The sequence below is a fragment of the Oxalobacter aliiformigenes genome (assembly GCF_027116575.1).
Lineage (GTDB): Bacteria > Pseudomonadota > Gammaproteobacteria > Burkholderiales > Burkholderiaceae_D > Oxalobacter > Oxalobacter aliiformigenes.
Window position 1 is genome coordinate 49,465 of the sequence record NZ_CP098252.1, and the last position, 14,595, is coordinate 64,059.

At 49.9% G+C, this 14,595-nt stretch carries 11 protein-coding genes; 2 read left to right on the forward strand and 9 right to left on the reverse strand.

Annotation, left to right across the window (positions count from 1 at the left end; translation table 11 throughout):
• The first annotated feature begins 397 nt into the window (after window positions 1–397).
• Window positions 398–1,471, forward strand: a complete 1,074-nt coding sequence (locus tag NB647_RS00225) for a mechanosensitive ion channel family protein (RefSeq protein ID WP_269283503.1) — start codon at window positions 398–400, stop codon at window positions 1,469–1,471.
• Here the strand turns inward: NB647_RS00225 and NB647_RS00230 are convergent.
• The 5 genes from NB647_RS00230 to NB647_RS00250 form a co-directional block, all read right to left on the reverse strand.
• Window positions 1,457–3,163: an ABC transporter ATP-binding protein gene (locus NB647_RS00230; RefSeq protein ID WP_269283505.1), complete on the reverse strand. Its 1,707-nt coding sequence runs from the start codon at window positions 3,161–3,163 to the stop codon at window positions 1,457–1,459. The two genes, NB647_RS00225 and NB647_RS00230, sit on opposite strands and share 15 nt — an antisense overlap.
• Window positions 3,160–4,293 carry an ABC transporter permease gene (locus NB647_RS00235; RefSeq protein WP_269283508.1) on the reverse strand — a complete coding sequence of 378 codons (1,134 nt, stop codon included), beginning with the start codon at window positions 4,291–4,293 and terminating at the stop codon, window positions 3,160–3,162. Before NB647_RS00235 ends, NB647_RS00230 begins: the two co-directional genes overlap by 4 nt.
• Window positions 4,294–4,298: 5 nt before the next feature.
• Window positions 4,299–5,237 (reverse strand): ABC transporter permease, encoded by a 939-nt coding sequence (locus tag NB647_RS00240; RefSeq protein ID WP_269283510.1) that lies wholly within the window; start codon window positions 5,235–5,237, stop codon window positions 4,299–4,301.
• 84 nt (window positions 5,238–5,321) lie between these two features.
• Entirely contained in the window at window positions 5,322–7,334 is a 2,013-nt protein-coding gene (locus NB647_RS00245; RefSeq protein ID WP_269283512.1) for a M3 family metallopeptidase, read from the reverse strand.
• Between the two features lie 58 nt (window positions 7,335–7,392).
• Window positions 7,393–9,177, reverse strand: coding sequence for an ABC transporter substrate-binding protein (locus NB647_RS00250; protein ID WP_269283514.1), 1,785 nt, complete (start codon window positions 9,175–9,177; stop codon window positions 7,393–7,395).
• 259 nt (window positions 9,178–9,436) lie between these two features.
• Between NB647_RS00250 and NB647_RS00255 the strand changes: the two genes are divergently transcribed.
• The gene (locus NB647_RS00255; RefSeq protein ID WP_269283517.1) at window positions 9,437–10,213 is read left to right on the forward strand and encodes a peptidylprolyl isomerase; all 777 of its coding nucleotides are present in this window, start codon (window positions 9,437–9,439) and stop codon (window positions 10,211–10,213) included.
• Between the two features lie 73 nt (window positions 10,214–10,286).
• Here NB647_RS00255 and nudB read toward each other — a convergent pair whose 3' ends face one another.
• From nudB to NB647_RS00275, 4 genes are all read right to left on the reverse strand, one after another.
• Complete coding sequence (gene nudB / locus NB647_RS00260; protein WP_269278934.1) at window positions 10,287–10,781, reverse strand: dihydroneopterin triphosphate diphosphatase; 495 nt, start codon at window positions 10,779–10,781, stop codon at window positions 10,287–10,289.
• A 38-nt stretch (window positions 10,782–10,819) separates the two neighbouring features.
• A complete protein-coding gene (gene aspS, locus NB647_RS00265) occupies window positions 10,820–12,637 on the reverse strand; it encodes an aspartate--tRNA ligase (RefSeq protein ID WP_269283520.1) in 1,818 nt (605 codons plus the stop codon).
• 113 nt (window positions 12,638–12,750) lie between these two features.
• Window positions 12,751–13,014, reverse strand: coding sequence for an FmdB family zinc ribbon protein (locus tag NB647_RS00270; protein WP_269283522.1), 264 nt, complete (start codon window positions 13,012–13,014; stop codon window positions 12,751–12,753).
• Between the two features lie 70 nt (window positions 13,015–13,084).
• A complete protein-coding gene (locus NB647_RS00275) occupies window positions 13,085–14,503 on the reverse strand; it encodes a high affinity choline transporter 1 (protein WP_269283524.1) in 1,419 nt (472 codons plus the stop codon).
• Between the last annotated feature and the right edge of the window lie 92 nt (window positions 14,504–14,595).

Consider the following 14,595-nt stretch of genomic DNA (forward strand, 5'->3'; position numbering starts at 1 on the left):
AGCAACAGGGACAACAGAAATGGCAGGAATACACAAGGAAAGGCCAAGAAAAACTTTTCCCGGACGGAAATGGAAAATTCACATCAGTTTTTTCTTGAATGCACAGCATATGCATGTTTCTGTCTATCGTTTTTTCACATAATCAATATTATTCCTACTTAAACTATAGGAATAATATTGATTATGTCATTGCCGCTCGCGGCTGTCAAACACTATATTTCCGGAACCATCCGGACAATTCCCGCAAGTCCGGCATGACATACAGAAACAGACTGCTGAGAAAATTCAAAAACAGGATTCACGAATCCGATACATCCCGCCCTCATTTGTGTCCGATCATTACTGTCCGGAATGAAATGAAGTCTAGTTCTGTAAAACGGACTCCATCATCAGAAAAATGAAACATTTGAAAATCATCTATTTCAGCAATTCATGGGAATATCTTCTGGCGGCATGTGCCGTCGTACTGCTTCTCTTTCTGGCCCTGCTGTCCCTCAAACGGATACTGGCGGCCCAACTGTACAAAAGGGCACGCCGTACGGCGACATACTGGGATGATATTCTTGCCATGACTGCGGCATCCACCAGCACGGTTTCCCTGCTGGTATTCTCGTTTCTGAGCGGCCTTTATATTCTGGATTTGCCGGATGAGGTCAATGCCGTCAATGCCCATCTGGCCGCCGTCGTTTTCCTGTTCCAGTGCGGACTGTGGTTATCGAAAGCGATATCCGGCTGGCTTGCCATCAAGGCTTCTCCCGAACTGGCTAACGGAACACGTCATGAAACGATGAATATGCATATCATCGGGTTCATCACACGTATCGTAATATGGACGATCGTTCTGCTACTGATCCTCGACAACCTGGGCATCAATATCACTGCCCTGATTGCCAGTCTCGGAATCGGTGGTGTCGCCGTGGCACTGGCTGTCCAGAATATTTTAGGAGATCTGTTCGCCTCCCTGTCGATTGCCATCGACAAACCCTTCGAAGTCGGGGACTCTATTGTCATCGACGATCTGAACGGTACCGTGAAATATGTCGGACTGAAAACGACACGACTGACGAGTATATCGGGCGAGGAACTCGTTATCTCCAATGCCGATCTGCTGAAAAGCCGGATTCACAACTTCAAGAAGATGCAGGAAAGACGCATGGTCTTTACAATAGGGGTCACTTTCGACACGTCTTCTGAAAAACTGCGGCGAATCAGCGAAATCATCCAGGAGATCTTCAGCCACATTCCCACTGTCCGGCTGGACCGGGTTCATTTCAGCAGCATCGGTCAATCCAGTCTGGATTTCGAAATCGCCTATTACGTCAGGGATTCCAGCTATACAATCGCCATGGACGCACAGCAGGAAATCAATTTATCCCTGATCGAACACTTTGCCAAAGAAAATATCGAATTCGCTTTTCCGACACAGACACTTTACGTCACGGAAAACGTGCTGGGATCAGCCGGTACGTAATCCGTATTTGTCCGTTGGCACTGCCGCGAGCAATGACCGGGTATAAGGATGGCGCGGATTGCGGTAAATCTCGTCAGAATCAGCCATTTCAACGACTTCTCCCTGACGCATGACCATGACCTGGTCAGCCATATATTTCACAACGGACAAATCATGGGATATGAAAAGATAAGACAAACCGAACTCATCCTGCAAATCCTGCAACAGATTGAGAATCTGGGCCTGTACCGATACATCCAGTGCCGAAACCGACTCATCACAAACCAGAATTTCCGGCTGCATCGTCAGACACCGTGCAATCGCGATACGCTGACGCTGTCCACCGGAAAACTCGTGTGGATAACGGTAAAACGCCGCCCCCGGCAAACCAACCTTTTCCAGCCATTCAAGAGCCATTTCTTTCCGTTGTACGGCCGACAGCGTTCCCCTGTGGATCGCGAGCGGTTCCATCAGAATTTGTCCGACAGTAAACCGGGGATTCAGCGAGGCATAGGGATTCTGGAAAACGATCTGGATACGCCGTTTGTAAGGGTAAAACGCTTTTTCCGACAGCGACAGAATATCCTTTCCGTCAATGAATACCTGCCCGCCACTGGCTTTATGCAACCTCATCAGCGTCAGGCCCAGCGTCGTTTTTCCCGATCCCGATTCGCCGACGATACCCAGCGTTTTCTTTCTCGGAAGAACGAACGAAACATCCCGGACGGCATGAAACACGGTTTTCTTGAAAAAGCCGGTACGGATCTCAAAATCCTTGCTCAGGTTCCGTACCTCAAGGACAACGGCATTCTTTTCCGTATACCCCCGGATACGATCCGGTTTGCCACTGACCGGTTTTTTGCCGGATTTCATGACATCGTCAATAACCGGCAGACGGAACGGCCGTTCATTCATAGGGGGACGGCAAAGCAGAAGCGCTTTGGTATAGCCATCTGCGGGAGACTCGAAAATATTTCTTGCCGGCGCCTGCTCCCGGATTTCACCATACCTCATGACAATCACTTCATCGGCTATTTCCGAAACCAGCTGAAGATCATGTGTAATGAACAGAATGGACATGCGACGCTTCTTCTGCAATGTCCGCAACAGTTCGATAATCTGGCGTTGGATGGTAACGTCCAGTGCCGTTGTCGGCTCATCGGCAATCAGCAATCGGGGTTCACAGGCAATCGCCATGGCAATCATCACCCTTTGCTGCTGCCCTCCGGACAATTGGTGGGGCCAGGCATCCACTTTGCGTTCCGGATCGGCAATACCGACTTCACCCAGCAATTCAATGGCTCGCATTCTCGCCTGCCGAAAATCCATTCCCTTGTGCAGACGCAACACTTCTCCAATCTGGTATCCCACCGTAAAAACGGGATTCAAAGACGACATCGGTTCCTGAAATATCATGGATATTTCCGAGCCGCACAATCGTCTTCTTTCTTCCGGATTCATTTTCAGAAGGCTCTTTCCGTTATACAGGATATCTGATCCGGCATCGATGACCGCATTGCCGGAAGGCAGCAACCCCATGACAGCCAGCGCACTGACCGACTTTCCGCTTCCGGATTCGCCGACCAGAGCGACTGTTTTGTTGTATGGAACCGTGAAAGAAATGCCCTTGACCGCCTCGAAACAGGACTGCTTTCCGGTTCTGAACGAAACACGGAGATTTTTGACGTATAACAGGTTATCCGTTCCGCTCATGACTTCTCCTGTTTCAGTCTCGGATCAAGTGCATCGCGAAGACCGTCCGTAAACAGGGACAACGCGGTCACCAGAACAGCCATGGCGACCGTCACGGCGACGAGCTGCCACCATTTCCCGAGAATCAGTTCGTTCTGTGCCTCATTCAACATACTGCCCCAGGAAACCACCCCGACAGGGACACCGAATCCGAGGAAACTCAAAATGACTTCCGACTTGATGAAACCGACCGACAGAATCGACATCTGAACCAGCGAAATATGACTGACATTGGGAAAAATGTGAACGAACATTTTCCGCCAGTCCGATGCTCCGATCGTGGTGGCAGCCAGTACATATTCCCGTTCCTTGTGCTTCATATATTCCGCACGCACCAGACGGAAAACCCCCGTCCACCCTGTCAGGCCGAGAATCAGAATGATAGTAAGCACCCCCTTGCTTTGCAAAACCGCCGCAACGGCCAGAATCAGCAAAAGGTAAGGAACAGATGTGAACACGTTATAAAACCAGTTCAGGAAATCATCGACCCACCCTCCGAAATACCCGGCAAACGCTCCCAGCAACGTTCCCAGTACCGTCGCGACCAGTGCGGCAATCAGCCCGACGAGAATGGATGTTTCCGATCCTTTCACCGTTTTTTTGATGACATCATGCCCCCATTTGTCAGCGCCAAACAGAAGGGTTTCATGGCGTTCTTCTTGACCGGAAACTTCTGTCAGCCTGCTCTTCTGCTGGACACGTATGGCATCCAGTTCTTCCTTGAGAGGATCATCGATACCATAATCATTTCCGGCAGGTATTCCATGTTGCATGGACTTTCTCAGATCGCGCAAAATATCTTTCAAGGGATCGACGGGATTTTCGGGAGGAATGGCTTCTGTCTGCGTATCGGCGGCCGCATACTGATCGCCGGATGCATAATCCGTCTGTCCGGCCATAAAGGCCGGCGGCGCATAGTGAACACCTACTTCTTCCGACCAGTCGGAAGCTACCAGTCCGGACACGGACAAAACCAGCAGTCCCAGAAAAAGAACGACGATTCCCAATGAAAACATGGCCAGCCTATCCGCTCTCAGACGCTTCCATGTCAGCGACCACAATCCATCGGAGCCTGTCGGGAGTTTATTCATTTCCATCACCGCAAACGAACACGCGGATCGATTTTCTGATACAGCAAATCCGCCAGCAGATTGAAAAACATTGTCGCCATCGCGACATAAACCGTGATGGCCTTGATGACCGGAAAATCGCTGCGTTCAACCGCAAGAATGATTTCCCGTCCGATGCCGGGTATCGAAAAAAAACGCTCGACAAGAAACGCGCCGATCAAAAGGGAAGGCAAATTGGACATGACATACGTTATGATCGGGATCGCGGCATTGCGCAACACATGAACCCATAAAATCCTTTTTTCCGACAACCCCTTGGCACGGGCCGTTCTGACATAATCCTGTCCGACCTCGTCAAGCATGAACGTCCTGTACAGGCGAAGATTGGGCGCGATACTGACGACAAGCAGAATCAGAATCGGCAATGACGCATACCGGAAAAGATTTTCAATCCAGTTATCCCCCCATCCCTGCACGGGAAACCATCCCAGTTTATAGGCCAGCCAGTACTGGAAAACGATGATGTACACCAGTATGCTGATCGACATCCCGACCGTACAGACTATCATGATCATCCTGTCCGTCAGCGATCCCCGGACATAGGCGACAGCCAGCCCCAGCGCAATGGCAAGCCCGGTTTCAAAAACCGTCAACGGAACCAGCAAGGTCAGTGACGGCCCGAGACGGGAAAGAATGATGCCGGAAACGGGTTCACCGGTACTCCAGCTGCTGCCGAAATCGAAACAGACCGTCTGTTTCAGAAATATCCAGAGCTGCACATACATGGGTTCATCGATACCCAGCTGCCTGCGGATATTGGCGATCTGTTCCGGATTGGAAATCTTGCCTGCCAGCACATAGGCGGGATCGCCTCCTACCCAGTTGAAAAGAAAAAAAACCAGCAGCAGAACCCCGAGAAGAGTGGGTATCATTTGCCACAGACGCCGGATCAGATATGACACCATGCTATCTTATGATTCCTTTTACAGGATCAGTACGTTTCATGAACAAAAACAGGCGGACGGTACAAACCCCGTCCGTCATGTCAATCATTTGTTGACCTCAAGACCGCTGATATCCTCATAGAAAGCCGCACTGTCAGGCGAGCGCCCAAGAAAATATCTTACCATTCTGTCCGCCGGCAATTCGCTGCCTCTTTCAAGAACCGTCTTTCTGTAAAACCGGCCCACCTGCGGATTCACCAGTTTTCCGTTGAAGCGGGAAAGCATGTCCAGTGCCAGAACCTTGGACCAGAGATAACCGTAATATCCGGCGGAATAACCACTGACAACATGACTGAACTGGCCAGGGAACTGCGTTCCCTGATCGTACCCCTGGAGGGTCTTGCCTTCCATATCGACCCAGGTATCCATGACATCCCCCGGCTTGTCACTGTATATTTTCATATCGTATTTGGCATAAAGCGCCTGCCGGGAATAGAAAATTCCCTGTCCGAACCGCCTTGATTCATTGAGACGCTTCAACATGTCCCTGTCAATTTGCGGACAACTGTTGCCGCAATAGAGCGGCAATGTGGACAAGGCCTCATAATCATGCGCCCATTCCTCGAACATCTGCGAAGGCGCCTCGACGAAATCCCGCTCGACACTGGTTCCCGACTGTTCGACAAAACGGGTCCTGGACATGACGCCATGCAAAACGTGTCCGAATTCGTGCAACATCGTCTCAAGCTCGTCGAGATCCAGACCATACCGGTTGAAATTGGCGACCAGTACCGAGATCGGCAAACGGTTTTCCTGTGTACTGGAGCCTTGTACCGGGAAAGCGGCGGCGTGACCGTATTTTCCTTCACGGGGATAAATATCGAGATAAATCCCGCCGATCTGTTTGTCCGTCGTTTTGTCGATCACATCATAATAAAGAACATCGGAATGCCAGACCGGAACATCGGCCTTTTTGAATTCGATACCGTAAAGCTGGCTGGCCAGCCCCATCACCCAATCCATGGATGCTTTCGTCGGAAAATACTGGCGCAACACGTTCTGATCGATGTTGTAACGGACCTGTTTGACTTTTTGCAGCCAGTAATTGGTATCCCACCGTCTGATTTCCGCTTCGGACAACGGGATTTGCCTGACAGCGGCCTTGAATGCTCGCAACTCGTCAAGTTCGCGTTTTTCCTCGGAAACAACGATTTTTTCGACATCCGCCAGGAATTTATCCACGGTGGCCGGTTTCTTGGCCATACGTCGGCGCAATGCAAAATCCGCATAACTCCGGTAACCGGACAAAACGGCCATTTCATGCCGGAGATTGACCGCTTCCTGCAAAAGCCGGAGATTGGCCGGCGTTCCGCGATTGATGAAAGCGAACCGGTAACGTTCACGCGCCTTGTCATTTTCGGCATACTGCATAAACGGAATATATTCAGGATAGGAAAAACCCAACAGGAAATTTCCCTTCTCATCCTTTTGCAGCCGGTCTATATAATCTTTCGGCAACCCCTGCAATTCATACGGCGTAAAAACCAGCCTTGTTTTGTTCTCCCGGATATTCCGGCTGAATTCCTGATCGATTTCCGTCAGTCGTGCCAGTATCTGCTTGACGCGTTTCTGCTTGTCGGGCAGCAACGAGACGCCGGCATCTTCATAAGCACTGACGTTATCCTGACGCAATTTCCGCTCTTCATCATCATTGACGCGGACAATACGCATATTCCGGTACAGTTTTGCGTTCTGGAACAAATCCGTAATAAAACGCTGGACATCCATGGAACAGGCATCCGCATTCTTGCGGACTTCCCCATCCGGAGAAACCTGACTCAAAAGCGCCATCGGCCCCTGCAAATTTTCCAGACTGATTTGCAGACGGTTCCACCCTTTCAGAAATGCTTCGGCTCCCTCTTCCGTTTCGACAGGAATCCCTTCCAGCTCGGATACTTTCCGGTTCAGATCGGCGATTCCGGCCTGGCATTGCCCGCCGATTTCTCCCGCGGCGGGCAGTGGCAAAACAGGACGCTCAGCAGACGCCGTCGTCAAAACGGAAAAAGTCAGCGACAGGGCACAAACAACAGACTTCAGAACAGGTATTCGTTTCTTCATAAATTCAGAATTTCTTTCAGGTCGTTCCAGACAAGTGGCAAGCGTTCAAAAAACACACTTATCTTTTACTATTGTCAATATCGATATACATCCACTCATTATGCATGACAGGATGCTTCTTGTAACCGATAACATAAGGTTGCAAAAGCATGTTGCGGTAACGGGCATAACCGATTCTGGCCGGTGAATAGACTTCCAGCACCCGTGTCATCTTATGATACAGAAGATCTCTCCGGCTACCTTCCGGCAAACCGGAAGACTGTTCATACAACCGGTCATATAAAGGTATTTTCACACAACCGTTATTGCTCTGGCCGATATGTGGTCCATAAAACAACTGCATGAAATTGCTGCCGTCAGGATAATCGGCAATCCAGTTACTCGTTCTCATCATCAACCGGCATTGTTTTTCCGCCTTGAGCAAATCCGGGAAAAGGCGTTTGTCGCCCTTCATCCGGATATGCAGTTTATCAAATGTTTTCTTCCACATTTCCAGCTGCTGCTGCCCGGTTGAATCGGCACGCACCGAAAAAACGATAACCAGCGGATTTCCATCCGGCAAACGCCGCCAGCCGTCTTTCCCTATCCGGTATCCGAACGTGTCCAGCAGTGCGTTGGCTGTTTCCGGTTCATACCGGATACTGCTTCTGTAAGCGGCATCATGTCCGGAGACACCCGGCGGGACAGGATATTCCAGAGGAACCGCCTCTCCATTCCAGACAACCCGGATTTCTTCCTGAACATTATGGGCCATCGCAATGGCCCGTCTCAACGCGATTTTCTCTTTTGACAGCCCTCCCACAACGGGATCCTGCATATTGAAATAATATTGCGTCAACTCGGGTTCCACAATACGGGACAACCGGATCCCTTTGGCAACCAGCTCCGCTCTCAGGCGACCGTTTTCCAGTGCCCTCGGAGCCAGCGGCCCTTCCAGACTGAACAGATCGATCTCACGATTCTGGAACGCCAGCCAGCGGGACTGATCTTCAGGAATGACATCGATTACGATCCGGCCGATCTGCGGCATCCGTTTTCCCTGCATTTCTTCAACGATCCGTTGATCATCCGGATCGTCAGAAGCCTTGAAATCCCAGATAAACCCCCTGTACTCCGGATTGGCATCCAGAATCATTCGCGAACCGCGTTGCCACATGGCCAACCGATAAGGTCCCGTTCCGACCGGATTCGCCATAATCTGTCCGTTTCCGTCAGAATATTTGTCAACGACTTCTTTCGCTACGGCACTTGTCGGATAGTGAGCCAGAATATGGGGCAGATTGTAATCCGGTCTGGTGAGATGTATTCTGAACGTATATCGGTCGACCAGCTCGAGACCTCGTACCGGTTTGCCGTAATCGAACCGTCCTGTCTTCTCCGCTTGTCTTGCCAGCTCGTCTAACCCGACGATTTTTCCCTCAAGCAACCATCCCCAGGTAGACCGGACTCCCGGATCCATCAGTCTTTTGAGCGAATAGATATAATCCGATGCGGTCAACTCCCGTCGGGTTCCCCTGAAAACAGGATCGTCGGAGAAATAAATCCCCCGCTTCAATCTGATGGTATAGGTTTTCCCATGATCACTGACGACAGGCATCGATTCGGCGGTAGACGGGACCAGCCTGACTGGTCGCGCCAGATAATCATAGGTATACAAGGTTTCATAAACCGACCGTATAACCTGGGAAGAATACATATCATGCGCGACAGCCGGATCGAAACCGGTCTCGGCCGCCATGAACACATAATGCAAAACCTTGTCCGGACTGGCGGCACTGACAGCCGTTCCCGTCCCGATCCATATCGCCAGTAGTATGTAAATGAATTTGCCAAAAAGATGCATTGGAGACCACGTCAAAAAACAAGAAAAATTGATTATTTTTCCAAAATCGAAACGGACCGGTTTTACTGGAAACCCCAAAAAGACTATTCTGTCACCATTTCTTTTCGCAAGCTATTCATTCTTCTGGTGAAAGAGGGGTATAGTTAAAAAAATTCGCCATTTTGGCGCATAAAGGTTTTTGTAATTTTTTGCAACAAAACAGAATTGTCTCCTGTTTTCATCTTATATTTTTGCCGTCTTCAATTTGATAGGAAATCTTATGATCAAAAAGGCTTTGGTTTTAAGCGCCATATCGCTTTCCCTTGTCTCCACTACCGCATTCGCCCAGAATCTGGCCGTCGTCAACGGAAAACCGATTCCGGCATCCCATTCCGACGCACTGATCAAGGAATTGGTCAGTCATGGCGAAAAAGACACACCCCAGCTGAGACAGGGTGTCAAAAACGAGCTGATCTTGAGAGAAGTGCTTGTACAGGAAGCGGAAAAACAGAATGCGGTTTCCCGTGATGAAATCAATAAACAGCTCGAAATTGCCCGGCGAAGCATCCTGATCAATGCACTTCGTACCAGTTACCTGAAAAAGAATCCGGTATCGGACAAGGAAATCAAGACCGAATATGATCGTTATACCAAACAGAACGCCAAACAGTATCATGCCAAACACATTCTGGTCAAAGACGAAGCGGATGCCCAAAATATCATCAGCCAGTTGAACAAAGGTGCAAACTTCGAAAAACTCGCCAAGGAAAAATCTGTTGACCAGGGATCTGCCGCCAGGGGCGGCGATCTGGGCTGGGCTGCTCCGGCCAATTACATCAAACCCTTTTCCGATGCCATGACTGCCCTGAACAAGGGACAAGTGACAAAAACCCCGGTCAAGTCACCGTTCGGTTATCACATCATCAAACTGGTCGATACCCGCAAGCCAACTCTGCCATCGCTGGATCAGGTAAAACCGAAAATCAGAACCATGCTGGAAGAGAAAAAATGGCAGGAATACGAACTGAACCTGATGAAACAGGCCAAGGTCGAATAAATACCGTTTCCTGAACGAAAAAAACCAGTCTTGAGACAAGACTGGTTTTTTATTGACCGGCAACGACAGGGATTCAGGGTAACGGACGTAAATGCCGGGGCAACTGAAGGATGGCATCCCTGTTGGTATAGGAAAAACATTTCTCCGCTGCCTCCCGGTAAGGCAGCCAGACCGAATCCAGATGCTCTCGCGGAGCCAGGACGACCGGAAATTTCTCCGGCACCTGAAGTCCGAATACATGTTCCGTATTTTCTGTCACTCCCGGAGCGAACCGATGTCGCCAGACAGAAAATATTTCGAAAACGTTTTCGATCTTCCAGTCTTCAAGACAGGCTGCGGAAACCTCATGATTTTCCGGTCTCGGCATTTTCTCGACAATCCGGATCCCGGTTTCCTCGAAAACTTCACGGATCGCCGTCCGGACAAGCGGTTCCGACAACGAATCACGGGAACCGGTTACCGATTGCCAGAAGCCGGGGCGATCGGCGCGTTCGATCAGCAAGACATCCAGCTCTTTCGTATAAATGACGACAAGAACCGATTGGGGAATTTTGTAAGTCACATTCAAAACGAAACAAGGGAGCCCAGCCGGCTCCCTTTCCTTTCTCAGCCTGGTTGAGTCGTTTCTATCTTTCTCAAACGGATGTGCAATTCCTGTAACTGTCTTTCGCTGACAGCAGACGGTGCCTGAGTCAGCAAACACTGTGCCCGCTGCGTTTTCGGGAAAGCAATCACGTCACGAATGGAATCCGAACGCGTCATCAGGGTAACCAGCCGGTCAAGCCCGAAAGCCAGGCCACCATGCGGAGGCGCACCGTACTGCAAGGCATCCAGCAGAAAACCGAATTTTTCCTTGGCTTCGGCTTCCCCGATTTTCAGTGCGGTAAATACCTTGCTCTGGACCTCTTCCTTGTGGATACGGATAGACCCGCCTCCGAGTTCCCATCCATTCAGAACCATGTCGTAGGCTTTTGCACGACAACGTCCCGGATCACTTTCAAGGAAGTCCTCATGACCGTCCTTCGGTGAAGTGAACGGATGATGGCATGCAACCCAACGACCTTCCGTTTCATCATATTCGAACATCGGGAAATCAATCACCCATAACGGTTTCCATGCATCTTCAAACAAACCGTGAGCATGCCCGAAATCGGAATAACCGATCTTGTTTCTCAGCGCACCGAGTGAATCGTTGACAATCCGGGCCTTGTCCGCACCGAAGAAAATCAGATCGCCATTTTTCGCGCCGGTACGTTCCAGAATCTGTTTGATCGCTTCATCCGTAAGATTCTTGACAATAGGCGACTGCAAACCGGCAGCGCCCTTGCTGATATCGTTGACACGGATATACGCCAGTCCTTTCGCCCCGTAAATACCGACAAACTGGGTATATGCATCAATTTCCGAACGTGGCATACCCGATCCTTCGGCGGAGCCACCCGGCACAAGAAGTGCCGCGACTCTTCCGCCCGGCATATTGGCCGCATTGCTGAATACTTTGAACGGAACGTCTTTCATGACGTCGGTCAATTCGGTAAATTCCATCTTGACTCGCAAATCCGGCTTGTCGGAACCATATTTCGCCATAGCCATTTCATGTGTCATGACCGGAAATGGCTCCGGCAATTCCGTATTCATGGTATTGGCAAAAATCTGGCGGATCATGTTCTCGAAAAGATCCCGGATTTCCTGCTCACTGACAAAAGACATTTCACAGTCGATCTGGGTGAATTCAGGCTGGCGATCCGCTCTCAGATCCTCATCACGGAAGCATTTCGTAATCTGGTAATAACGGTCGAATCCGGCAACCATCAGCAACTGCTTGAACAGCTGGGGCGATTGCGGCAACGCGAAAAATTCTCCCGGATTGACCCTTGAGGGAACCAGATAATCGCGTGCGCCTTCCGGTGTCGATTTCGTCAGCATCGGCGTTTCGATATCGATGAAACCGTTTGCATCAAGGAACTTGCGGACTTCCATGGCTACCTTGTAACGCAGACGCAAATTGTTTTGCATTTGCGGGCGCCGCAGATCAAGCACCCGATGAGTCAGGCGGGTTGTTTCCGACAGATGCTCGTCATCCAGCTGGAAAGGAGGTGTTACCGAAGGATTCAGGACTTCGAGCTTTTCACAAAACACTTCAATCCGGCCGGAAACAAGATTGTCATTGACAGTCCCTTCCGGACGCGAACGGACGGTACCCGTCACCCTGAGACAATATTCGTTACGGATCGATTCGGCGATCCTGAATACTTCGGGCCGGTCAGGATCACAGACGACCTGAACCAGTCCTTCACGATCCCTCATGTCGATAAATATGATCCCGCCGTGATCCCGCCGCCGGTGCACCCAGCCGCACAATGTTACAGTCTGACCGAGCAATGCCTCGGTAGTAAGGCCACAATAATTAGTTCGCATGGACATAAATATCTACTTTTCTCAATTAGGTTTCGTGACTTGCCGAACGTTTCCGTTCCCGTATATACATCGGTTCAGCCAACCGGATTGCACAATACAGGCCATATGGCCTGCCCGAATCACCCGCAGGTACCCGTATCCGGATTGCTCATCGGACAACAGCTGCATGCCGATGGACTTGCATCTGAATGACCGCTATGACTGTTTTTGAAATCGGTTTCGTACCAACCTGTTCCCTTCAGCTGAAAGGCGGCTGCAGTCAATTGTTTTTTGAAGCTCTCTTTACCGCAAGAAGGACAAACAGTCAGGGGCTTATCAGACAATTTTTGCAGTACATCCTTGGAAAAACCGCATTCTTCACAACGATAAGCATAAATTGGCATTTTTAACTCCAAAAAATCCCGTAAACGTAAAATTATAGTTCTTTTCAAAAAGAAATACACGGGCCGCCGGTCACGCCCTGTTTCCAGGCCGCCAGAACAATAAAGAACCCGCCACCATACCGACCAGCCCCATCAGAAGTCCCATCAGCTGGGGTGGGAATATGCCGTCAGGATAAAAAATTTCCAGGGAAATCCAGGTCAGCAATCCCATAATCACCGACGTCAGGGCCCCGAAATTATTGGCATGCTTCCAGAAAAAACCGAAAATGAGCGGAATGAAAGCTGCCACCAACGTCACCTTGTAGGCATTTTCCACCATCTCGAAAATGCTTGAATCGGTATTCATGGCAAAGATAGTGACAATTCCCGCAAAAACAAGAACCACCACCCGCATCAGCAATAAAGACTGCCTGTCCGACAAATCCGGCAATATTTCTTTCATGATATTTTCGGAAAAAGTGACCGACGGTGCGAGCAGCGTCGCGCTGGCACAGCTTTTGATGGCGGAAAGCAGCGCTCCGAAAAACATGACTTGCGCAAAAATCGGCATATACGTCATGATCATCACGGGCAGAATCATCTGGGAATCCTGATCGATATAGCTTTCGACCAGCAATGGATCAACCAGCATCGCCGAATAACACAAAAACATCGGCACCAGGGCAAACAAAAGATAAAAAATACCTCCCACAATGGAAGCATTTCTTGCGACATTTTCATTTTTGGAGGAAGCGACACGCTGGAAAACGTCCTGTTGCGGAATGGAACCGAACATCAGCGTCACCCAGGCCCCGAAAAACCACAATATATCTCTCAGATCCGGTTTTGGATAAATCCGCAATTTCCCTGCTTCCGCCGCATGGCGGATCACGATATCGGCCCCTCCAACCATACCGGATACTTCCCAACTGATATAGATGATCCCGATCACAATGATGATCATTTGCAGAAAATCGGTGATCGCCACCGACCACATACCGCCCATCAAAGTATAAACAAGCACACTGACCGAACCGATAATCATGCCGGTATTCATCGAAATGGCGCCACCCGATATGACATTGAATACCAGCCCCAGCGCCTTGATCTGGGCAGCCACCCACCCGAGGTAAGAAACGACAATACAGAGCGAAACGATAATTTCAACCGCCCGGCCATAACGATTGCGGTAATAATCGCTGATCGTCATGAGATTCATCCTGTAAAGCCGCTTGGCAAAAAGAAGTCCCACGAGAACCAGACACATGGCCGATCCGAAAGGATCGGCTATCACACCGGTAAATCCTTCCTTGACAAACGTGGCGGGAATACCCAGCACGGCCTCGGAGCCGAACCAAGTCGCGAAAACCGTTGCGGTGACAACCGACATGGGCAAGGACCTGCCGGCAATTGCAAAATCCTTTGAGTTTCTGACATAGCGCGCCGCATAAATTCCGATGCCAACGGAAACGATCCAGTACAGGACGACAAACCAGATAAGTGTATTCATGGAAGCATATGTACGGAACGACGCGTTGAAAACGGTGCAGATTATACTGGCAGAAGTCTGTGACAATACGAAAATTTTTCGTATTGATTCCA